At 44.8% G+C, this 21,672-nt stretch carries 19 protein-coding genes; 3 read left to right on the top strand and 16 right to left on the bottom strand.

Annotation, left to right across the window (positions count from 1 at the left end):
* Window positions 1-23: 23 nt before the first annotated feature.
* The 5 genes from ABIN22_RS04755 to ABIN22_RS04735 form a co-directional block, all read right to left on the bottom strand.
* Complete coding sequence (locus tag ABIN22_RS04755; RefSeq protein WP_181368577.1) at window positions 24-860, bottom strand: carbohydrate ABC transporter permease; 837 nt, start codon at window positions 858-860, stop codon at window positions 24-26.
* Window positions 853-1,743 carry a carbohydrate ABC transporter permease gene (locus ABIN22_RS04750; protein ID WP_109729946.1) on the bottom strand — a complete coding sequence of 297 codons (891 nt, stop codon included), beginning with the start codon at window positions 1,741-1,743 and terminating at the stop codon, window positions 853-855. The genes ABIN22_RS04755 and ABIN22_RS04750 overlap by 8 nt, the downstream gene beginning before the upstream one ends.
* A 96-nt stretch (window positions 1,744-1,839) precedes the next feature.
* Entirely contained in the window at window positions 1,840-3,156 is a 1,317-nt protein-coding gene (locus ABIN22_RS04745) for an ABC transporter substrate-binding protein (RefSeq protein WP_346906966.1), read from the bottom strand.
* Between the two features lie 70 nt (window positions 3,157-3,226).
* Window positions 3,227-4,900 carry a sugar phosphorylase gene (locus ABIN22_RS04740; RefSeq protein ID WP_346906964.1) on the bottom strand — a complete coding sequence of 558 codons (1,674 nt, stop codon included), beginning with the start codon at window positions 4,898-4,900 and terminating at the stop codon, window positions 3,227-3,229.
* A 105-nt stretch (window positions 4,901-5,005) separates the two neighbouring features.
* Window positions 5,006-6,010, bottom strand: a complete 1,005-nt coding sequence (locus ABIN22_RS04735; protein WP_109729943.1) for a LacI family DNA-binding transcriptional regulator — start codon at window positions 6,008-6,010, stop codon at window positions 5,006-5,008.
* A 372-nt stretch (window positions 6,011-6,382) separates the two neighbouring features.
* Here ABIN22_RS04735 and ABIN22_RS04730 point away from each other — a divergent pair, with 372 nt between their 5' ends.
* Window positions 6,383-6,652, top strand: a complete 270-nt coding sequence (locus tag ABIN22_RS04730) for a hypothetical protein (RefSeq protein ID WP_109729942.1) — start codon at window positions 6,383-6,385, stop codon at window positions 6,650-6,652.
* 83 nt (window positions 6,653-6,735) lie between these two features.
* Here ABIN22_RS04730 and ABIN22_RS04725 read toward each other — a convergent pair whose 3' ends face one another.
* From ABIN22_RS04725 to pfkB, 3 genes are read right to left on the bottom strand one after another with little or no spacing between them, the layout of a single operon-like run.
* Entirely contained in the window at window positions 6,736-7,479 is a 744-nt protein-coding gene (locus tag ABIN22_RS04725; protein WP_118619997.1) for a DeoR/GlpR family DNA-binding transcription regulator, read from the bottom strand.
* A gap of 38 nt (window positions 7,480-7,517) precedes the next feature.
* Window positions 7,518-9,431 carry a PTS fructose transporter subunit IIABC gene (locus tag ABIN22_RS04720; protein WP_346906961.1) on the bottom strand — a complete coding sequence of 638 codons (1,914 nt, stop codon included), beginning with the start codon at window positions 9,429-9,431 and terminating at the stop codon, window positions 7,518-7,520.
* A gap of 18 nt (window positions 9,432-9,449) precedes the next feature.
* Window positions 9,450-10,355 carry a 1-phosphofructokinase gene (gene pfkB, locus ABIN22_RS04715; protein WP_346906959.1) on the bottom strand — a complete coding sequence of 302 codons (906 nt, stop codon included), beginning with the start codon at window positions 10,353-10,355 and terminating at the stop codon, window positions 9,450-9,452.
* A 430-nt stretch (window positions 10,356-10,785) separates the two neighbouring features.
* On the opposite strand from pfkB, the gene ABIN22_RS04710 reads away from it, so the two are divergent.
* The gene (locus ABIN22_RS04710; RefSeq protein ID WP_346906957.1) at window positions 10,786-12,306 is read left to right on the top strand and encodes a DUF1538 domain-containing protein; all 1,521 of its coding nucleotides are present in this window, start codon (window positions 10,786-10,788) and stop codon (window positions 12,304-12,306) included.
* A 2-nt stretch (window positions 12,307-12,308) separates the two neighbouring features.
* Window positions 12,309-13,010: a P-II family nitrogen regulator gene (locus tag ABIN22_RS04705; protein WP_109729937.1), complete on the top strand. Its 702-nt coding sequence runs from the start codon at window positions 12,309-12,311 to the stop codon at window positions 13,008-13,010.
* On the opposite strand, the gene ABIN22_RS04700 is transcribed toward ABIN22_RS04705, so the two are convergent.
* The 8 genes from ABIN22_RS04700 to ABIN22_RS04665 all read right to left on the bottom strand — a co-directional run bounded on the left by ABIN22_RS04700 (window position 12,991) and on the right by ABIN22_RS04665 (window position 21,574).
* Window positions 12,991-14,391 (bottom strand): MATE family efflux transporter, encoded by a 1,401-nt coding sequence (locus ABIN22_RS04700; RefSeq protein ID WP_346906955.1) that lies wholly within the window; start codon window positions 14,389-14,391, stop codon window positions 12,991-12,993. The two genes, ABIN22_RS04705 and ABIN22_RS04700, sit on opposite strands and share 20 nt — an antisense overlap.
* A 15-nt stretch (window positions 14,392-14,406) precedes the next feature.
* Window positions 14,407-14,712, bottom strand: coding sequence for a DUF2752 domain-containing protein (locus ABIN22_RS04695; protein WP_346906953.1), 306 nt, complete (start codon window positions 14,710-14,712; stop codon window positions 14,407-14,409).
* 167 nt (window positions 14,713-14,879) lie between these two features.
* Entirely contained in the window at window positions 14,880-15,485 is a 606-nt protein-coding gene (locus ABIN22_RS04690; protein WP_346906951.1) for a CD225/dispanin family protein, read from the bottom strand.
* Window positions 15,486-15,599: 114 nt separating this feature from the next.
* Window positions 15,600-16,577 (bottom strand): DUF1848 domain-containing protein, encoded by a 978-nt coding sequence (locus ABIN22_RS04685; RefSeq protein WP_346906949.1) that lies wholly within the window; start codon window positions 16,575-16,577, stop codon window positions 15,600-15,602.
* Window positions 16,578-16,591: 14 nt separating this feature from the next.
* Complete coding sequence (locus tag ABIN22_RS04680) at window positions 16,592-17,938, bottom strand: MATE family efflux transporter (protein WP_346906947.1); 1,347 nt, start codon at window positions 17,936-17,938, stop codon at window positions 16,592-16,594.
* A 129-nt stretch (window positions 17,939-18,067) separates the two neighbouring features.
* Window positions 18,068-19,135 carry a DUF8371 domain-containing protein gene (locus ABIN22_RS04675; protein ID WP_346906945.1) on the bottom strand — a complete coding sequence of 356 codons (1,068 nt, stop codon included), beginning with the start codon at window positions 19,133-19,135 and terminating at the stop codon, window positions 18,068-18,070.
* 17 nt (window positions 19,136-19,152) lie between these two features.
* Window positions 19,153-20,544, bottom strand: a complete 1,392-nt coding sequence (gene rlmD, locus ABIN22_RS04670) for a 23S rRNA (uracil(1939)-C(5))-methyltransferase RlmD (protein WP_346906943.1) — start codon at window positions 20,542-20,544, stop codon at window positions 19,153-19,155.
* A gap of 88 nt (window positions 20,545-20,632) precedes the next feature.
* Complete coding sequence (locus ABIN22_RS04665; RefSeq protein WP_346906941.1) at window positions 20,633-21,574, bottom strand: 3'-5' exoribonuclease YhaM family protein; 942 nt, start codon at window positions 21,572-21,574, stop codon at window positions 20,633-20,635.
* Between the last annotated feature and the right edge of the window lie 98 nt (window positions 21,575-21,672).

Here is a 21,672-nt window from a genome sequence, read left to right as displayed (position 1 = left end):
TCCAATCCTTCCTTTCCTGTCGTCTATCCTTTTACGCCGCCGTCTGTGCTGCCGCTCTTAATGAGCCGCTGGCTAAATCCATACATAATGATTACAGGTAATGATGTAATCAGTGAAGCCGCCATCATTCTGCCCCATACATAGTCCGGTGTATTAAACAACGAGTTCAGGCCAATCGGAATCGTCATCATATCCGGAGAATCTATGAAAATAGAAGCAAACAGTACATCATTCCATGCAATCATAAATGCATATACAAATACGGAAATCAATCCCGATATGGACAATGGAACAACAATCCTGAAAATAATCCCCATCTTACTTAATCCGTCTACCCTTCCTGCTTCTTCCAGTTCCTTGGGAATCGTATCGAAATAACTTCTTGTCATATAAATCGCCGTGGGCAGTGTCTGTATAATCATACAGATGATGACTGCCTCCCTGCTGTTTTTCAGCCCTACTGCTGACAGCATGCGGAATAACGGTACAATCAGAAGGATTCCGGAGAACATATAGACGAGGAAAAACATCTCGCTGATACCCTTTTTCCCTTTGAACTTTAGTTTGGAAAGTGCATATCCGCCCAGAATACCAAGGAATACTGCAACAACGGAAACAGTCAGGGCAATATAAAGGCTGTTGCCAAAATATTTAATAAATGGAAAGATTTTCGGGTTAAATATGTCTATAAAATGCTGGAATGTCCATGCCTTCGGTATAATCGTCGGGGGAAATGCGATTGCTTCCGATGTCGCCTTCAAAGATACGCTGAGCATGATAATAAAGGGGAAGAGCAGAACCAATACCAGCAGGACAACCCTTACATAAAAAAATACTAATTTCCCTGTTTTTTTATTCATCTTCTTCAACTCTCAGCACCTTCTTTCTAATCAGCATAACCAGACTGAATATCACAACAAACAGTATGATGGAAATTGCTGCCGCCTTTCCAAAGTCATGTGTCGCAAATGCCATGTCATACAGGTAAACGCCAAGTACATCGACCTGTTTCGTCAGCAGGTAAACCTCTGTGTAAATGTAGAATACCCATATAGTACGCAGGCTCACAACCGTAACAAGGGTTGGCTTTATAGCCGGATAAGTAACGGTCATAAATTTCTGCCAGCTATTTGCCCCATCCATATCCGCCGCCTCGTACAGACTCTTGTCTATAGACTGGAGAATTGCAACAAATGACATGTAGGCATACGGGAAAAATTTCCATATAGCAAAGATTGTAACTAATATAAACGCACTGGCCGGCTGGTCAAACCAAAGCGGAACCTCTTTTGCAAGATGCAGGACATCCACAATAATATAGTTGATGATTCCATAAATATTATTGAACATATACCGCCATGCAAAGATAAGACACACTGCCGGTACAACATAAGACAGGATAATAATCGAATTCACCATTTTTTTCCCGACAAAATCCCTGTTCATAAAAACTGCAATCGCCAGACCAAACGCAGTACTGATTACCGTAACCAGAACAGTAAATACCAGGGTGATGAACACGGAGTGATAGAACCCTTTGTCCTGGAATACCGCTATGTAATTACTAAGGCCTACAAACTCAGAGGCCATTTTGGGATTTACCGGCACATCCTGAAAACTGATTAAGATGTTATAAATCATCGGATAGCCAATTAAAAGCGCTAATAAAATCAGGCTGGGAGCTAAAAGTGCATATGCAAACCGCGTATCACTTCCACCCAGTTTTCTGTTCTTCGGCTTCATTCCTTTCCCCTTTCTCTCTTTTAATCGGGACCGGCCGCCTCGCTGGCCGGTCCTTATAGGTTAATGTGCTCTCAGATCCAATAAGCAGCTGCCTTCCTACTTTATCAGGCCTTCCACTGCTGACTGTGCTGTCTCAAGTTCTTTGTCCACATCTGCATTCTGTACAACAACGTTATTAATCAGCTTACTGATAGCGCCAGTGTTGGTGACATCACCCATTTCTGTAAAGTTCTTGCCGCCGACTGTTCCAAAAAGCTGCAGGTTCTCAACTGCTACTGCAATATCATCATTCAGGTTCTCGTATACCTTACGCTCATCCATGTCCGTGAAAGCCGGGTCTCCGCTGACCGCCTTCAATACCGGCTGTATTCCGCCAGGTGCCATATTCAGCCACGTAATGTTATTATCTTTTTCCAACAAGTAGCTTACAAATTTTTTAGCTGCATCTGTCTGTGCCTCATCCATACCTTCTGCAATGCCAAGCACGGTAATTGTTCCATATGCAACCTGTTCCTTCTGGTTCGGCAGAACAAGTGCTAAATCACCTGCAAACCCGGCTTCATTCACTGCACCTAAAATGTAAGTGGAATACATCGCCATCGGCGCATTCTTTCCTACGAAAGCATCTTTTACGTCAGCAACCTCTGTAGATCCCGGCATAGAGTAAGACGCAAGCTCTTTATAATATTCCACTGCCTCTTTCATCTCCGGTGTATTCACGGTAACATTTTTGTCACTGTCAAATACATTGGCCCCGTTTGAAAGCGCAAACTGGGAGAATACCTGCTCTGTAAACGCAGATTCAGATGTCGGCATTGCAATACCATATTTTTTATTAGCCGGGTCATTGAATGCCTTTGCAATTTCAAGAACATCATCCCAGTTCTCAGGAACATCAAATCCTTTTTCCTGCAGCATTGCAGTGTTCACCCAGATTCCCTGTACCCAGCTGCACAGCGGAACACCTACATAGCCGCTTCCGTCTTCTGTCTTCGTTACTTCAAGCGCGCCTTCATAGAATGCATCTTCTCCAACTTCATCCACAACTGCCTGAACAGCATCTAAGCTGGTAAACTGGTTCGCAACACTTGTCTTCGCCTGGTCCTGGCTGTATTCAATAATCGCCGGAAGCTCCCCGCTTCCTCCAAGAGCTACGATTTTAGAGTCATAATCATCCTCGTTCACAGGAATAGATTCTACTGTTATCCCCTCATTCTCTGACTCGAATCCATCTATCAGCTCCTGTACCACATCCTGTCTCTCCTGCTCTACCTGCTGATGCATGAACTGTATCTTGACAGTGCCTCCCTTATCAGAGCCGCCCTCAGTATCTTTTTCTTTCCCTGCGCATCCTGCTGCAAGAGTAGCTGCCATTGCTGTAATTAACAGCACGCTTAATACTTTCTTTTTCATAATCTTCTTCTCCTTTTCTTAATAAATTGTTTTTTATTTGTGTCAAAGAGTCCTTCCCCTTTGCAACAATCTACTGTTTTTTTATCCAGGCCGCTTCGTATGGCCCAAGTACTATCTTATCTTTTATTTCCTCTCCATTCAGAAGGTTGGTGCCTGAAAGCCCGTACCGCCCGATGGGCACCGTTTCACCGGATACATTGATGAATGCCTCAATACTTTCACCCGCCTCTTTCGCAATCCTCCTGACAGCAAGCACTCTGCCGTCAACATTTAGCACTTCCTGCACAGCCTGAGGTGCAAACGCCTTCTCCTGCTTCCGGATATTCAGCCTCCTGATCATTTCTTTGAATATTCTGCTTCTGTTTGTATCTCCATCCAGCTGCTCTTTCAGAAAACCGTAATCCAGCTGTTCCCGGTTAATGCGCCTTGGTATGCCGGAAACTGTCATTCCATAGTAATCATTTCTGGAGCCTAAAAGACTGTGTATATAAATCCCCGGGACACCCTGCATAGACAATAAAATCGTCTCTGCTGCCAGAAATCGCCCTATCCTTGTTTCATCGGAATCTTCCGGACCTGCCAGTGCATCCTGATAATTGATATTTAATTCATATGGACTTTTTGTCCCATCCCCGTTATCTTTATAGGAAACCCTTCCGCCGTGTTCCAGCGTTGCTTTCACTAGAAATTCTCTTTGTGCATCGTCCAAAATCCCCTCCGTGGGTCTGACTCCGATTCCATCATGAGAACTCAGGAAGTTAAAAAATGTAACATCCTCCCCCGGCAGCTCAAGCCCTGCCATCCATTGACTTAGTATGGAAGCATCCCCTGTCAGGAGAGAGTACATAACAAGTGGAGGCAGCGGAAATTGATACACCAGATCAGCCTCATCTTTTCCGTCCCCCAAATAGCTGATATTATCTTTGTGGGGTACATTTGTTTCTGTAATCAGCTTGGTTCCCGGGGAATATACGCTCAGGACATCCTTCATAAGCTTGATTAATTCATGTGTCTGCGGAAGATGCATACATGTTGTCCCCGCCTCTTTCCACATAAAACCAATCGCATCCAGCCGGATGAACTTTGCCCCCATCCTTCCGTACATTACCAGAAGATCCAGAACCTCCGCCAGAACGTCAGGACTGTTAAAATTCAGGTCAATCTGGTCCTCACTGAACGTTGTCCATACAAACTTTGTTCCTTCTGCCGTCTGAAACGCTGTCAGAAGCGGCAGTGCCCTTGGCCTTGTCACCTTACTGTAGTCGGCATCTGGATCGCAGGTAATAAAGTAGTCTGTGTATGGCTGTTCACACTCCAGATATTTTTGGAACCAATCACTGCTTTTAGAAATATGGTTGATTACTGCATCAAACATTAACCCGTATCGCTTCGCCAGCATTCCAATATGCCCCCAGTTTCCCAATGACGGATTAATCTCTTTATAATCCACCACTGAAAAACCATCATCTGATGTGTAAGGATACATAGGCAGAAGATGTACATTGCCTACTGCATCTTTTACATAGGCATCCAGAAATTCACTCAGGACTTCCAATGCCGGGGCATCCCCATTCACGATAGAATCGCCATATGTAATCAGCATCGTATCCGCCTGTGATAACTTTCGTGCCTTTAACCCGGTTTTTTCATATTTTTCCAATTGTTTTTCAATTTTCTGCTTTGCACTGGCAGCCTTTTCCTCTGTACCATATATAAACTTCAGCCGTCTCTCAATTACTTCCATTGATTTCTCCTGTTCTCTGTATTTTTCCAACGTTTTCCCATTCTAAAGGCTTCCATAAGCATTTATATGACAACGTTGTCAAATTTTGGTAAAAAAATCTACTTATCAGGTAGATTTTCTTTCTATAATTTTCGTCGGGAACTTGAACCTCTTCTTTTTATTAGAATCTTTCCCATTCTCAATCTCTTCTACAACATAATCCATACAGCACTTTGCAAGGATGTCAAAATCCTGTGCCACTGTAGAAATAGGCGGATAATAGAACTCTCCCAGAGGAATGTTATCAATCCCAAGAACCGCCACATCTCCCGGAATCTCCAGTCCTTTTTCGTAGATTCCGCGATAAACGCCCAATGCACGTTCGTCACCAGATACAAAGAACGCCTCTATATCATAAGTTTCCAACACTTCTTTCGACTTATGGTAAGCCTTCTCCACCGTGTCAAGTCCGTCAAATATGTGATATTCGGCATCCATGCTTTGCATGATTCTTTCAAACCCTTCGATACGCAGCTGTGTGGACAAAAACTTCTTTTCACCTATAAACAATGCGATCTTGCGGTATCCCTGCTCAATCAGGTACTTCCCGCCGTTATAGCCTACATCGAAATTATCCAGGCTGACTGATGGAACATCCTGATTCTCTGATTCTCCGAAAAGTACATATGGTATATTATGCTTCTCAAAGTATTCAACCCTGGGGTCATTTAGGATGTTCTCCAAAAGTATTGCACCGTCAGCCAGTCCACTGGAGATGAGATAAAATCCGTCTGTCTCATCCTCCTCAAATCGTTCACTGTTAGACGGTGAGAGGACAACCTTCATATTCTTCTGCTTTGCATACTGGAACAAATATTTTAATATAATGTTATGCCATATGCTGAGATGTTCTTCATGATGTCGGTCTGCAAAGACTACGATGATGTTGGTCCTGTTCCCCTTAAGTCCTTTAGCCAGCATATTAACCTGATATCCTGTCTTTTTCATGGCAGCATAAACTTTTTCTTTTGTCTCTTCACTGACATGAGGGTTATTATTCATCACTCTGGAAACTGTTTTGATCGAAACCCCGCTTGCCTCAGCTACATCAATAATTGTTGCCTTTTTCATAGTCTTTTTCACTTCCTTTGTCCTACGTTGTCATTATATATAATCCCTCTGTAAAAATCAAGCATTTCCGGCAATAACAATTAATTTTGTAAAATGCAGACAAGAATGAACTGCGTTTTTTAGACATAATTCACAAAGATAGATTACTCGTAAAAATTTTTATCAGAAGCTGTAAAATCAATCTGGACGGGGTACAGCTTTTGGATTATGATTTCCTATTAAATGAGGACAGTCTGGATAACGAAATGTTCACTACAGCTGCCGCCCGCATTGACGTTATGTCAAATAGTATTGTATAATAAAGAAAAGTGTATGATTTATCCGTCCCCTGACCGGGCCGGTATGTATATAACATAGAAAGCAGGTGATACTATGCCATTTAAACGTGGTGATACATGTTATATTATGGAGGATAATCCACACCCTACGCAGGTGAAAGTCGTCAGCAAGCAGGGTACGACCTATATCGTACAGCTGATTGGTTCCTGTGGTGCGATGAAACTTCCCGAGGAGAGGCTCTTTGCCACCTCTGAAGAAGCCGAAGCAAGCAGGAAAGCTCCCAAAGCGTCTGTAAGCGTACAGCTTTCCGATTCAAACGGGAGATCAAACGTGATCGAGATTCAGGATATGTTTAAGAAATAATTGAAATGTTAAAAACCGTATCTTTAGAGATGATTAATGGTATGCTCATAATCCTCTGCAAGATACGGTTTTTATTTTTTAAATTATAATACTATCCTTATATTTTCGCAGTCCCCATAGCCTTCCACTCTGTTATCTGTAAGTATCTGCGCGGCCTGGAAATCTGCAAAAGTAACAGCGCTGACTTTCCCGAATTTGGAGGAATCCCCCAGCACGTACCTGTCCCGGCACTGCTGCATCGCGGTCTTTTTTATCAGGGCTTCGTTGGCATCCGGCGTCGTAAATCCGGCATTTCTGCTGATCCCGTTTGTCCCGAAGAATCCTTTTGTAAAATGATAGCTTTCCAGTGTGAGCAGCGCCTGATTCCCGACCACGGCCTCTGTAGAAGCCTTCAGTTCCCCGCCTACAAGGAATACCCGCAGTCCTGCAGCGGCCAGTGTCTGTGCATGGACGACGGCATTGGTCACGAAGGAGGCCTCTGACTTTGCCAGATAATCCAGCATACGCCCTGTCGTGGTCCCCGCATCCAGATAGACAAAGTCTTCCGGCTGGATCAGGGAAGCCGCATACTTTGCAATCTTCTGCTTCTCATCTTTCTGTACCTCCACCTTCTGTGCCACGGTTGGTTCGGTGGTCATTAAGGTGTGGTCTGCCGCGATGGCGCCGCCGAAAACTTTTACAAGCCTGCCCGCCTGGTGCAGTGCTGTTATGTCCCTCCGGACGGTTGATTCGGAAGTGTGAATCAGGTCTTTTACCTCTGTGACTGTGATACTCTTTTTCTCCTCCAGCAATTTCAATATCAGTTCATATCTTTGTTCCGTCAACATGACCTTCTTCTCTCCTTCCCCATCCTTACGGTAACTGTTTAAGCTTTTTTCGTCTTAAATACACCCAGCAGTACTGCTGAAATCACCGTTCCGACTACAAGTGCCAGCAGATACATCAATGCATTTCCCACAACCGGGAATACAAAGATTCCACCGTGCGGCGCCATCAGTGTACAGTTGAACAGCATGGATAACGCGCCCGCTGCGCCAGAGCCTATGATACAGGCAGGAAGTACATGGAGCGGATCGGATGCTGCAAACGGGATCGCTCCCTCGGTGATGAATGCCAGACCCATGATAAAGTTAGTCGGCCCTGTCTGGCGTTCTTCCTTTGTAAACTTGTTCTTAAACAGCAGTGTTGCAAGGGCAATCGCACACGGTGGTGTCATACCGCCGACCATTACTGCTGCCATTATATCATAATTCCCTGCTGCAATGGAAGCAGTTCCGAACACATACGCAGCTTTATTGAATGGGCCGCCCATATCGATCGCCATCATGCCGCCCAGAATCAGGCCGAGCACTACTTTACTGGAACCACCCATATGGTTCAGCGCTCCGTTGAGCCCCGTATTAATACCACCCATGATTGGCTCTACAACAAAGTTCATCGCCAGTCCCATGACCAGAATCCCAACAACCGGGTAAATAAGGACAGGTGCAATCTTCTCCAGGGCATCCGGCAGCTTGTCACAGAGCTTGCGGAGTCCGACAATCAGATAGCCTGCCGCAAAACCTGCTACTAATGCACCGAGGAAGCCGGATTTTCCGCCGGCTGCAAGCATACCACCCACAAACCCGACTGCCAGCGCCGGCCTGTCGCCGATCGCCATTGCGATAAATCCTGCCAGTACCGGAAGCATGAACCCAAATGCCGTGTCCCCGATCCCTTTAAACAAAGCCGCAGCCTGTGTGATGGAACCAAAATTTGCCCTCTGGTCCGCCGGAAGTGCATTGATATCTACACTCAAACCATCTATCAGGAATGCAATGGCAATCAGGATACCGCCTCCTACTACGAACGGCAGCATATGCGAAACACCGTTCATCAACTGCGTATAGATCGTATGGCCTATACTGCCCCCGCTCTTTGCGTTGTCGGCCTGTACCGCCGCGCCGGATGCTGCGTGGTAAACAGGCACATCCCCGGATATCGCACGCTCCACAAGCTGGTCTGCTTTGCTGATCCCGTCCGATACCTGACACGCGATAACTTTTTTCCCGTCAAACCGGTCCATCGGAACCTGCGCGTCAGCAGCTACTATGATGCAGTCTGCATCCGCTATTTCTTTGACCGTGAGCACATTTTTCGCGCCACCGGAGCCCCTGGTCTCAATCTTTACAAAGCAGTTCTTCGCTTTCGCTGCCTTCTCGATCCCCTCTGCTGCCATATAAGTATGGGCGATCCCGGTCGGGCAGGACGTCACAGCAAGAATCTTTACCTGTGCATCATCAGCGGAGCCGGTATCTGCGAGACGTTCATCAATATCACTCTTCTCCTCATCCGCCTTATTGATGATCTCTAAGAATTCATCCACAGTCCGGGCATTTCTCAGTGAATTCGAAAACTCCTCATCCATCATCAAAACAGAAAGCTTGCTCAATACATCCAGATGTACATTATCCTTCGTATTCGGCGCCGCAATCAGGAAGATCAGCGTGACCGGACCACCATCCAGAGAATCGAAGTCCACGCCCTCCTTTACAACCATAGCCGCCAGTCCCGGCTTCGTAACTGCATCACATTTCCCGTGGGGGATGGCAATTCCTTCTCCGATTCCGGTAGTGCTCTCTTCTTCCCTTGCGTAAACCTGTTCGCGGTATGCGTCAATATCATTGATCTTACCGCTCTTATTCATCAGCTCTACCATCTGGTCGAGTGCTTCCTTCTTGCTCTTTGGCGCCCCGTCCAGGGAAATACTCCTTTTATCCAGTAAGTCTGTTATTCTCATACTCATTTCCTTTCATTCTCACATCAATGTCTTGTATACGGCTTCAATCTCACTTCTGGTTGCCAGGTATTCGGAAAAAGCGCTGGCGCTTCCCGCGGCTATTCCCATATGGAAGGCATATTCATAGTCTCTTTGCTTCAGCCAGCCAGCCAGGAATCCGGCCACCATAGAGTCTCCGGCTCCCACACCGTTGACCAGGGTGCCTTTCGGGGCAGGCGAGGTATAAACCTGCCCGTCCTCCACGACCAGGACCGCGCCCTCGCCTGCCATTGAGATCAGAACATTGCGCGCCCCCTTTTCCTGCATCTTCCTGCCATAAGGAATGACCTCATCCCTTGTACTTAAATTCACGCCGAATATCTCTCCCAGCTCATGGTTATTTGGCTTGATCAGGAAGGGCTGGTAATCCAGCACATTCAGCAGGAGGTCCTTCGTGGCATCTACGACGATCCTTACTCCCCTGCCTCTCAGCCTTTCCATAATCTTCTGATAAATGTCATCCGGCATAGAAGCAGGAATACTCCCGGCAAGGACCAGTACATCCTCCGCTTCCAGAGCATCCAGCTTCTCCATCAGCATACTGACCTTTTCCTCACTGATGTCCGGGCCCTGTCCGTTGATCTCTGTTCCGTCGATGGACTTCAGCTTCAGGTTAATCCTTGAAATCCCCTCTTCTATCTGTATAAAATCCGACCTGATCCCGGCTGCTTCTGTCTCCTTGCATATCTCTGCCCCCGTAAACCCGGCCACAAATCCAAGCGCCGTGCTTTCAATTCCCAGATTGCCAAGCACGGTGGATACATTAATGCCCTTGCCCCCTGGAAGAATCAGTTCCGAGCTGGTCCGGTTCGTCAGGCCCAGCCTGAAGTCTTCCACGGAGACAATATAGTCGAGCGACGGGTTAAAGGTTACCGTATATATCATCTCATTCCCTCCTGTTCTTTTGATGATTTTATTATATAACCATATTCATTCAAATTCAATCAAATTAATTCACAAATATTTTACTTCTTTTTTGTATATTTTGCACGATTATGACCGATATTAAATTATTTTGACCGATTTAAAGGTTGTTACTTAGTCAATTACTCCGTAACTGCCTTTTAAGGGTTACCTGAAACTAACTTTTATGGTATACTATTTACACTTAGCGAGGTTTTATCGAGCTTAGTGAAAATGCATACCTGAACACTTAACGAGGTATTTCACGAGTTTAGTGTTTATGGTATAATGCTCGCACTTGGCGAGGTATTTTCGAGCCTAGTAAGACATACACCTAAATACTTAACGAGGTATTTCACGAGTTTAGTGTTTATGGTATAATTAGGAAAACTAAGAAAGGAAAAGAAGCCGTTTGAACAAAAAATTAAAAGAGAAAATTAACGACTCCCTCTCCTCAGTATTACCTATAACTGCCATTGTTATGCTGCTTGGCATTTTTGTAGTCCCCATGGAAACCGGCACGGTCACTCTGTTTTTAAACGGAGCGCTGCTGCTGATTATCGGCATGGGGTTTTTTCAATTAGGTGCTGAGATGTCAATGACACCTTTAGGCGAAGGCGTCGGCGGGCAGATTTTCAAAAGCAGGAAACTTGTTATCACGATAGCGGTCTGCTTTCTGATGGGGGCGATCATCACGATAGCCGAGCCTGATCTGCAGGTTCTTGCGAATCAGGTCGCCTCCATCCCCAATCAGGTGCTGATCCTGTCTGTTGCTATCGGCGTCGGTGCTTTTACAGTCGCCGCAGTACTCCGGATTCTCTTCCATGTTACACTGCGCGGGCTCCTGGCCGTCTTTTACGCCGCCTTATTCCTGATTTCTTTTCTGGCTCCGGCTGATTTTGCGGCCGTTGCCTTTGATGCCGGCGGCGTCACCACCGGACCCATGACAGTCCCTTTTATCATGAGCCTTGGTATCGGACTTTCTGCGGCCAGAAGTGATAAGGATGGGGCAAATGACAGCTTCGGTCTGGTGGCTATCTGCAGTATCGGCCCCATTCTCGCCGTACAGATGCTCGGTATCTTCTATCATCCTAAGGACGCCGTGTACAGCATGGTAGAAATTCCCGCGGTCGTTACCGTTCAGGATGTCGTCCGCCTCTTCACCGCGGAGATTCCACATTATGCAAAGGAAGTCATGGCTTCCATGATGCCTGTTCTGGGGGTGTTCCTCATCTTCCAGCTTCTAGCGCACAAGTATCACAAACGTCAGATCATTAAAATGCTGATCGGCTTCCTCTATACGATTATCGGTCTGATCCTTTTCCTGACCGGCGTCAATGTAGGCTTTGCACCTGTCGGCAATCTGCTTGGCTCCGCAATCGCAGGAGACAGTATCAAGTGGCTGCTCGTTCCTGTCGGTATCCTGATCGGTTATTATATCGTCAAAGCCGAGCCTGCAGTACAGGTTCTAAACCTGCAGGTAGAGTCCGTTACCAACGGAACTATTACCCGGAATGCGATGAACAAATGTCTCTCCATCGGTGTATCCGCAGCCGTAGCACTCTCCATGATCCGGGTGTTTACCGGGATCAGCATTTACTGGATTTTAATTCCGGGATATGTCCTTGCACTGATTCTTACCCGGTTTGTCCCGCCTATTTTCGTTGGTATCGCATTTGACTCCGGCGGTGTTGCGAGCGGGCCTATGACCACCACATTCCTGCTCCCCCTGGCTATGGGTGCATGTACAGCTTCCGGGGGCAATGTGGTCACCGATGCATTCGGCGTCGTGGCTCTGGTCGCACTTGCCCCGCTGATTGTCATACAGATTATGGGAGCCATTTATAATTATAAACTCAAAAAACGTCTGGTACCGGCAGAACCTGAATTGCTTGAAGACGATGATGAGATCATTGACCTGGAGGATGAATAGAGATGATAAAAAGTAAAGAACCGATGCTGCCGCGTCTGGTCATGGCGGTGACAGATATCAAAACAGAGCGGAAACTTTCCCGGATTCTGGAGCAGCGCCACTGTTCCATGTATTTCCAGTGTTTCTGCCTCGGGACTGCAGGAAATGAACTTCTAAATTTATGCGGGCTGGGGGAAAGCGAGCGAATACTGACTATGTGGATCATGCCAAAAGAATTTGTGCACAAATTATTTTTAGAGATGGACCAGACGATCCATTTTAAAGAGAAAGGCGGAGGAATCGCAGTAAGTCTTCCAATGACAGGGCTTCCGGCTAATCTTGCTAATTTTCTGAAAGACCATGTAATGTTAGAGCTGAAAAAGCAGATGGAACAGGAGGAAGAAAACATGTCTAAGGAATCCGTTTATTCTATGATTTTAGTAACCGTGAACCAGGGGTACAGTGACGATGTGATCGATACGGCAAAAAAAGCCGGGGCATCCGGGGGTACAATCATCCGCGGACGCCGCCGCGGTATCGAGGAGCCGATGCATTTCTGGGGGGTATCACTCCAGGAAGAACTGGAGATCCTGATGATCGTCGCACCAAAGGATAAGAAGTCTGAGATCATGTCCGCGGTCAGCCGGGAGCACGGACTGCATTCACCGGCACAGTGCCTTGTTATGTCTATGCCGGTGGATGAGATTATTGGTCTGGAGGAGTAACAACGGGTGCAAACACCGTTTTCCTCACCCGCACAGCCATATAGATGATGCCCGTCATATCAGCCAGAAACCAGCCGATCGGTATTGCCCACCAGATCCCCATCACACCGATGGCAGGAACCGGAGACAGCACATATGCCAGAAGCACGCGCGTTCCCAGCGATATGACGGTCAAAATCAGTGACATTTCCGGCCTGTTGATGCCCCTGTAAAATGCGTACAGCAGGAAGAGAATTCCGATTCCGCAGTAGAATGCACCTTCCACCCTCAGGTATCCGACCCCGATATTGATGATTTCCGTTTCCGACGGCGATACAAACAACAGCATCAGGTATTTTGCGAATCCAAATACCACGACCGAGATAAAGAGGCAGAAAATCATAGAGATACCAAGCGCATGTTTTACCCCTTTTTTCACGCGGTCTTCCTTCCCCGCCCCGAAATTCTGTGAAACAAACAGGGAGAATGCATTCCCGAATTCCTGTGCAGGCATGTAGGCAAACGAATCGATCTTAACCGCCGCCGTAAAGGCCGCCATGACAGCGACTCCAAAACTGTTTACCAGTCCCTGGACCACCAGTATCCCGAAGTTCATGACCGACTGCTGGATCGATGCCGCGAACGAAAAACGGGCGATCTCTTTTATGGATTCCTTCGTTGAAACGTGACTATTGTTCTCAGCAAGAAGTCTCTTTTTCCATTTACCCGGGGTCAGTGCATCCCGAAGCCAGGGTTCTTTTACCCACGCATAAATGCCGATCCCCACCCCTGATATCGCCTGCGAAATCACAGTCGCGGCCGCTGCGCCGCCGATCCCCCAGCCAAATCCGAGCACGAACAAAAGGTCGAGCGCAACGTTTAACAACGAGGTGCCACCGAGGAAATAAAGGGGGATGACTGAATTTCCCAATGCCCTTAAGAAATAAGAAAAGTAATTATATAGGAAAACAAAGAAAATACCTGCAAAAATAATCAGCACATACAGCCGCATCATGGCCATCAGCTCTTTCGGAATCCGGAGCAGGCGAAGAATCTGGTCCGTCAGCAAAAAGGACAGAATATTCACCACAATCGTAATCCCGCCAATCATAAAAAATGCAGCACGTATACAGTCCTGCATTTTCAGAATATCCTTTTTCCCATAATAAAAAGAAAATACCGATCCGCTGCCCATACACAGCCCGATCAGAATCGAGGTCAGAAAACTCATCAGCGTGTAGGCCGTCCCTACCGCCGCCATCGCCTCTGCCCCTAAAAATTTACCTACAATTAATGTATCCGCAATGTTATAAAACTGCTGGAGGAGATTGCCGGCAATCATCGGGCCCGCAAAGATAAGCATCGTTTTTGTAACATTACCGGTCGTCAAGTCTTTATTCATGATTCTCTGGTTCCTTTATATCCGTGTGGGCGCTAATAATTCAAACGGGAAACAGGGTATATTCCGCAGGACTCCGTACAGCAGGATCACGACAAGAAGCCAGCACAGATACTTATCCGATATATGTCTGTCTATATGGTTTCCCCCTGTAATCATCCAGTCCAGACTCCTCGCAATGAAATATGCCGCTAGAAACAGCATTACAAAAATCATAAGCGGATTATAACGGAACGCCTGATACAACTCCCCGTGTAAAAGGGCATAGCTGGCACGCCCGGCGCCGCAGCCCGGACAGTACAGCCCTGTAATCGAATAAAACACACATGGGATGAATGGTACCTTTTCCGGATTGTGGCTGTACAGGTATGACGCCCCCAGTAAAAACAGGACGGCAATACTAAATAGTATTGCTGCCCTTAATGTCCTGTATTTTTTTATGTACTGTCTCAGTTTCCATCACTTCCGATCCTTTTACCACATCCAAAAGTTTAATAATAATAGTAAGAAGAACTTCCTATTGCCACAAGCAGAAAATAGATAATACCGCCCACTACGCCGACTACCGCCGCAATGATGGAGAAAATCTTCGCCTTCTTCGCACAGTCTCTGGCCTCATCCATCCTGCCTGACATCTGCGCCGTATTGATCTTGCTTGCAAATACGATGGCCGGGATTCCCAGCGGTATACAACAGCAAATCGTTGTGAGAATGGCAAACACTAAGTATGGTGTCGTATTAATCATATCCTGCGGATATGGTTCCTGATACTGGTTCTGATATTGATTCTGGTATTGGTTCGGGTCCTGATATTGATTCTGGTACTGGTTCGGGTCCTGATATTGATTCTGGTACTGGTTCGGGTCCTGATACTGGCTCTGGCCCTGATAGGTTCCCTGCTGCTCGTAATAATAAGACGGCCCCTGGTCTGCCGGATTGGACTGCTGCCCGGATGGCTGCCCCGAGCCTGCTGCGGCCGTCTGTGAATCAGTCTCCCTGCTTTCCGTATTCGGCGGAACGGCTGTCTGGGCTGCCCCACAGTTCGGGCAGAACCTTGCATTGTCGTCAATAGTCTGGTTGCAGTTCTTACAAATCATATGCGTTACCTCATTCTTTCTGTAATATTCTTCTGATAATCTCTGCGGCACAAAAATTGCATTTGTTTTATTATACACTATTGCCGGGATATCTTCCAGAAGATTTCTGCAATATTACATAGTGAGAGAAACATCAGAGTTTCCATCGTTTCTCCTTTCAAACAATATCATCTGTCCATCTTTCAAAGACTTTACATTTCTTTCTTTTATTATATCCGATTCGTTTATTTCTCCGAACAACAACGGTGATTTTGGGTTATGCATCTGAAAGTTTTTAGAAACCGTTTTTCCATTGTGATTTGCATAACAATATAGGCAGCCATTTTTACACGTATTATATGCTCCTATATCAATGCTTGAAACACATCCACATTCAGCCCTTTGATTCGTATCCTTACCAACGTTTAATCGAAAACCACCTATTCTTTCAATTCTTTCCTGGTCAATACATTTCGCATGTCTAATGCCTAGCATTTTATAATCATTTTTTTCAGCACAAGCATCTATATAGAAACCATACTCTTTCGCAATATTTACAAATTGTTCCAGTAATTCCATTTGCATTTCATAAGTATCTTTCATAATACCGAGCGGACTCAGATTCCGTTCCGTATTTCTGTATACATCCAAAAAACTGACCGTACATTTCTCTGTATATTCTCCGAGCTTCGATGCTAACACCCTGAAATATTTGCAGTGGTAATCCATTGTATACTGCCCGCTAAAAAAGATAGGATCATATCTCCAAATAACTTTCTCTTTTCCTATTTCTTTCGAAAGTTTTTGAAAAGCCGGTATAAGCATTTTATTTTTTGACGGTAAATCAGGCTCAACATCCGGCCCATATGCACTTAACGTAACCTGAAAATAATAAGTATAATCTGACAACTCATTCAAGCGTTTCAGCATAGGTATTGGGTTCTTCGTCCAAAAAACAATCGCATCCAAAACATCAGGTGATAAATCTATTTTGCTGACTTGGTGCATATTCATCGGATTTCTCACCAACACATATTTTTCTTTTAATCTGTGAAACATCCAATCAGAAAAATAAGATGGTATATCGGTTCTTCTGCTTGCACTAATAATCACTAAATCACCTCCGGTTAAGTTCCCCCGCTCACAGGGCTATTCCAGTTTCCTTTCCAGATATAAAGAATGCTCAGAGCTGCCCCCAAAAACCACGAGGTCGGATAGACCATCATCAGCAAATCCACACTATGCTTTACCGCCATTGCCACTCCTATCCATATGATACGGAACAAGCAGAGAGAAATCAGGAAGATGAACATCGCCTCCTTCGTCTTTCCGGCTCCCCTCATAGTACCTGCGAGGATATGAAGAATTGCAATTCCCCAGTAAAACGGGCAGAAGAACCGCATAAGATAAATCCCGCATTCCACCACTTCCCTGTCACTGGTAAACACTCCGATGACCTGCGGTGCAAAAAGCATAAGGAGTATACCGCTGGCTACAGCATAGACGATTCCCATCGCCGCTGACGTGAACATCCCCTTCTTCACACGTTCCAGTTTCCCCGCCCCGATATTCTGCCCGGTAAAGGTGGATGCCGCCATTGCTATACTCATTACCGGAAGCAGGTTGAAGCCATCTATCCTCAGATATGCCGCATAGCCTGCCATTACCACAGAACCAAAACTATTCACCGCGGACTGTACGAACACATGTGCCACAGAAATCACGATATTCTGTATACCTGTCGGAAACCCAACCCGGATAATCCGTCCCAGCAGCTTATCGTAAAAACGGATATCCCGTATTCTTACGTGGTATATCTCGTCCGTCCTTGTCAGAAATAAAAAGATAAGCACGCTGGAGATAAACATGCTGATAACTGTAGCAAATGCGGCCCCTGCAATCCCCATCTTTAACACTACGACAAATAACAGATCAAGAAATATATTAGCTATGGCCGCTATAATTAAATAGATAAGGGAACGTTTCGAATTACCAACAGCATTTAGGATCCCTGCCGCCATATTATAAATAGCAGAAAACACAATCCCTGCGAAAAAAATCTGAAGGTATACCACTGCATCCTGAAACAGTTCCGCCGGTGTTCCCATCGCCCGCAGAATAACAGGCGCCAGTAGAATACCTGCCGTAGTCAAAACAATTCCTGCCACAATTGAAATCGCAACAGTGGTATGTACAGCCTTATGCAGCCCCTCCTTGTCCTGTGCGCCAAAAAACTGGGATATTATAATCCCTCCCCCTGCCGATGCACCGACAAAGAAGCCAACCAGCAGATTCACAACGGCACCGCTTGCCCCGACTGCAGCCAGTGCCTTGCTCCCAACATAATTTCCCACAATAATAGAATCCACCGTATTATATAATTGCTGGAACAAATTCCCCATAATAAGCGGAATTGCAAAAAACAGTATTTTCTTCCAAATCGTACCTTCTGTCATAATCGTTGTCTTTTTCATAAGTTTACCACTCCCAATGAAAGTTTATTTCATATGAGATCCCTCCAACGCCCTAAGCAATTAAATCCATCCCTATTTTTCCAATCTCTTCAGTCTCTTTCTATTAGTCAGAAAAGTCTTCCCTCCTTTTCACAGTAACGAGGGTACTTTTCGTTTCCTTAAATCCAAAATCGATATATTAATATATAACTGTACTGTATCTGTATATACATTTTCACGAATAAATCGCACTGCCCTATCATAGTCATCGTCCGTAAAGCACGCAACCAAATAGAATGCATTTTTATATTCAGATGTTCGCATATAGCTAGTTAATTGTTTTTCATACCCCTTTTTTAGATAGGAACTACTCGCTCTTTTTACTTCTACCAAAACTTTTTCATCTTCTTGGTTATTTTTGTAAATTTTAAAATCAACCTTCCCATCCCCTAGAACTGCCTCCCTGGTAATCTCTATATCCTGTTTGTAAAAGTATGCATCCATTATATTCTCTAAAATTAAGTGTATGCGTTCTTCTTTAACAGGCTCGTCATGTTCCCAAAATAATTTATATAAATTTCCATAAACCATTCTGTGTTCAATATAACTTAGCAAAGCTGAAACTTCATCAGAAAGAGTAATGTGTTCCGTTTGGTATTCCGCTTGTATATCTAAGGGTAATATTTCAAAATAGTAATCGATATTAATTCCCAATCTTTCTTCAATAATGTTATTGCCAAACTTGCGACTATTATATATTAAATCAAGAAAGGTAAAATCTGTGTCTATAAACAAAGAGTCAGTATAACAATATATGTCATAATAAAACTCTATACACTCCTCAAGCGAATACTCGTTATTAAATTCTTCATAATCTATTTGGGCAGCCTCTGAGATTAACTTTTGACACTCTTCATTAAAATAAAGCTCTTTAAAGTAGGACACATCTTTTTGTAACTCAGACATATAATTGATAAATTCATATAATATAATTTCATGAAAAGCCGTCATTTCATGATAAAAACAGTCTTCAGTCCATAAAAATAATTCTTCAAAAGTTTTTACACATTTTTGATACTGCTCTCTGTACAAATATTTGGGGAGTAAAGCTTCGATTATATCACCTAAGTCAGTGTCCTCATTGAATACCTCAACCAATAAAAAATTGTGTATGATATAATTATATAGCTTTTGATGATTAGTCTGAAATATAAACATAAAAAACTCCTTTACTTTTACATTTTCAGTTCTAACAAAGCTACACACTCCGTATGCACGCTCATCGGAAACTGATCCACCCCTCGAACTTTCTTTATCTCATACCCGGCCGCGCAGAGATATTTCAAATCTCTTGCCAGCGTAGCCGAATCACAGCTCACATAAATAATCTTTTCCGGTCCCATCTCCACCATTGTCTTCAGCAGTGACTCCTCGCACCCTTTCCTCGGTGGATCTACTACAATCACATCCGCACAGGCTTTCTCACCCGGATGTTCCTCTCCATATCTGTTATAATACTCTGGCAGCACATCTTCTGCCTTACCCACATAAAATTCTGCGTTCTCTATCCCATTGATCCGTGCATTATTTCTTGCATCATCAATCGCCTGCGGTACAATCTCCACACCATAAACCCGTTTTGCCCCCTGGGCCAGAAACAGTGAAATAGTGCCTATTCCGCAATATAAATCCCAGACCGTTTCATACCCCTTAAGTCCTGCATATTCCAAAGCCAGTCCATAAAGCTTTTCCGTCTGTACCGGATTCACCTGATAGAATGATAGCGGAGAAATCTGATACTTTATATTACCGATATAATCCGTAATATATCCCTGTCCCCACAGGACCTCATAGCCATCCCCCATGATGACATTTGTATTCTTCATATTAGAACTAATGCTGATACTTGTCATACCATCAATCTTTACCAATTCCTCTATCAATTCCTCACCGTGAGGAAGCTTCTTCGCATTAATCACAAGACAGACCATAACTTCTTTCGTCGTAAATCCAAAACGAATCAATGCATGACGCATAATCCCTTTCCCACTTTTCTCATCATAAGACGAAATCCGGTACTCCTTCATAAAAGCCAGAATGATCTCAAGAATCTCCCGATTCACAGGAACCCCTAAGGCACATTCCGTATTTGCTATAATATCATGCGTCCTCCCGGCATAAAAACCAGTAACCGGATTCCCCTCTTTATCTGTTCCAAACGGAAACTGCGCTTTATTCCTATAATAAAAAGGCTCATCCATCCCAATAATCGGCTCCATCACTTCCTCCAGAAGCTCTGTAGAAAATCCCCCGATACGTTCCAGATTGCCTTCAATCTTCCTGTTTTTAAACTCTAGCTGCTTCTCATAAGACATTTCCTGAACCTGACATCCCCCACATTTCCGGGCAAATTGGCACTTCGCTTTTACACGGTCAGGTGAGGGCGTAATAATATTCATTAATCTTGCATACCCATAACTCTTCTTAGCCTTCATCACCTTCGCTTCAACCACATCACCAATCACCGCATCCTTAATAAATAAGGTATAGCCATTCACCTTGCCTATACCTTCCCCACTCACTCCAATATCATCAATTGTCACTGTAACAATATCATTCTTTTGCATAAATATACCCCTTTTGCACGTTTTGGTACACCACTAACCTTAATTGGGGACGTAGTATTCTTTAAAAAGATTACGTCCCCAATTAAGGTTAGATTGATGTTTTCCTCAGGTTTGATTCGAATAGTCTGTTATACCCCAGCCATTCTGTCCCTGTTTTGTCTTTGAATATTTCTGTTAATGTCTGCATTTTTGCGTCTGCGTTATCGGCCAGGTTGAGTGCCATTGCTTCTGCCAGTGCTGGTTTTTTTGGAGAGCCGTATTCGAGTTCTCCGTGATGGGCGATGATGCAGTGTTTTAGTTCGCTTGCCAGTTTTTCTGGGAAGCCGGGAATGGCGCGGATTGCTTCGCTTACCATTTCTATGCCTATGATGATGTGGCCCAACAGTTGTCCGTCATCGGTATAGTCGTTATCCGGAAATGCGGAAAGTTCTTTTGTTTTGCCTATGTCGTGGCAGATAGCGGATGCGATCAGCAGGTCTTTGTTTAAGATTGTGTATGTTCCTGCAAAGTATTCACACAGCTTTACAACACTGAGTGTATGCTCGAGCAATCCGCCTGCAAATCCGTGGTGCACTGTTTTGGCTGCGGAATGGCCTTTGAAGGCTTTGATGAATTCTGCATCGTCGACATAGTAGTATTCTACAGCCTGACGGAGGTAGTCATTGGATATCTGGCGTATATAGGACAGAAGTTCGCTGTACATTCCCTCCACGCTTTTTTCTGATGTAGGCATGTAGTCGGCCGGGTCGTACTCGCCTTCGCCTACTTTTCTGATTTGTTTTACGTTCAGCTGCAGGTTGTTGTTGTAGCTGATCACTTCACCGAATACTTCGATAAAGTCCTTCTCATCATAATCGGCGATCCCCTGTGAATTTGGGTCCCATACTTTTCCGTCAAGTGTTCCTGTCTTATCCTGAAGCAAAAGATTGTCGTAAGCCTTACCGTTCCTCGTCTCGGCAGAACGTTTTCCTCTGCACAGGTATATCCCCCTTATTGTTTCTCCTTCATGTAATTCGTTAATAAACTTCATGTTGTCCTCCATTCTGTATGTGCTGCCTTTCAGGCAAAATTACATAATTCAGGCTGCCAAGTATCCTGGCAGCCGTATCGCATTTCCAGTTATCTGTT

Origin of the sequence: Faecalicatena orotica, assembly GCF_905197545.1 — a bacterium.
GTDB lineage: Bacteria > Bacillota > Clostridia > Lachnospirales > Lachnospiraceae > Faecalicatena_A > Faecalicatena_A orotica.
Note: the sequence above shows the minus strand (reverse complement) of the source record. Positions and strands in the feature narration are given on the sequence as shown.

What these genes read in the sequence shown, in the direction of transcription:
- ABIN22_RS04720 (WP_346906961.1), bottom strand. Translation starts at nt 9,431, where the DNA reads ATGAGAATAACAGACTTACTGGATAAAAGGAGTATTTCCCTGGACGGG.
- ABIN22_RS04725 (WP_118619997.1), bottom strand. Translation starts at nt 7,479, where the DNA reads ATGTTGACGGAACAAAGATATGAACTGATATTGAAATTGCTGGAGGAG.
- ABIN22_RS04735 (WP_109729943.1), bottom strand. Translation starts at nt 6,010, where the DNA reads ATGAAAAAGGCAACAATTATTGATGTAGCTGAGGCAAGCGGGGTTTCG.
- ABIN22_RS04730 (WP_109729942.1), top strand. Translation starts at nt 6,383, where the DNA reads ATGCCATTTAAACGTGGTGATACATGTTATATTATGGAGGATAATCCA.
- ABIN22_RS04705 (WP_109729937.1), top strand. Translation starts at nt 12,309, where the DNA reads ATGATAAAAAGTAAAGAACCGATGCTGCCGCGTCTGGTCATGGCGGTG.
- ABIN22_RS04750 (WP_109729946.1), bottom strand. Translation starts at nt 1,743, where the DNA reads ATGAAGCCGAAGAACAGAAAACTGGGTGGAAGTGATACGCGGTTTGCA.
- ABIN22_RS04700 (WP_346906955.1), bottom strand. Translation starts at nt 14,391, where the DNA reads ATGAATAAAGACTTGACGACCGGTAATGTTACAAAAACGATGCTTATC.
- ABIN22_RS04740 (WP_346906964.1), bottom strand. Translation starts at nt 4,900, where the DNA reads ATGGAAGTAATTGAGAGACGGCTGAAGTTTATATATGGTACAGAGGAA.
- ABIN22_RS04755 (WP_181368577.1), bottom strand. Translation starts at nt 860, where the DNA reads ATGAATAAAAAAACAGGGAAATTAGTATTTTTTTATGTAAGGGTTGTC.
- ABIN22_RS04665 (WP_346906941.1), bottom strand. Translation starts at nt 21,574, where the DNA reads ATGAAGTTTATTAACGAATTACATGAAGGAGAAACAATAAGGGGGATA.
- ABIN22_RS04690 (WP_346906951.1), bottom strand. Translation starts at nt 15,485, where the DNA reads ATGATTTGTAAGAACTGCAACCAGACTATTGACGACAATGCAAGGTTC.
- ABIN22_RS04680 (WP_346906947.1), bottom strand. Translation starts at nt 17,938, where the DNA reads ATGAAAAAGACAACGATTATGACAGAAGGTACGATTTGGAAGAAAATA.
- ABIN22_RS04675 (WP_346906945.1), bottom strand. Translation starts at nt 19,135, where the DNA reads ATGTTTATATTTCAGACTAATCATCAAAAGCTATATAATTATATCATA.
- ABIN22_RS04745 (WP_346906966.1), bottom strand. Translation starts at nt 3,156, where the DNA reads ATGAAAAAGAAAGTATTAAGCGTGCTGTTAATTACAGCAATGGCAGCT.
- rlmD (WP_346906943.1), bottom strand. Translation starts at nt 20,544, where the DNA reads ATGCAAAAGAATGATATTGTTACAGTGACAATTGATGATATTGGAGTG.
- pfkB (WP_346906959.1), bottom strand. Translation starts at nt 10,355, where the DNA reads ATGATATATACGGTAACCTTTAACCCGTCGCTCGACTATATTGTCTCC.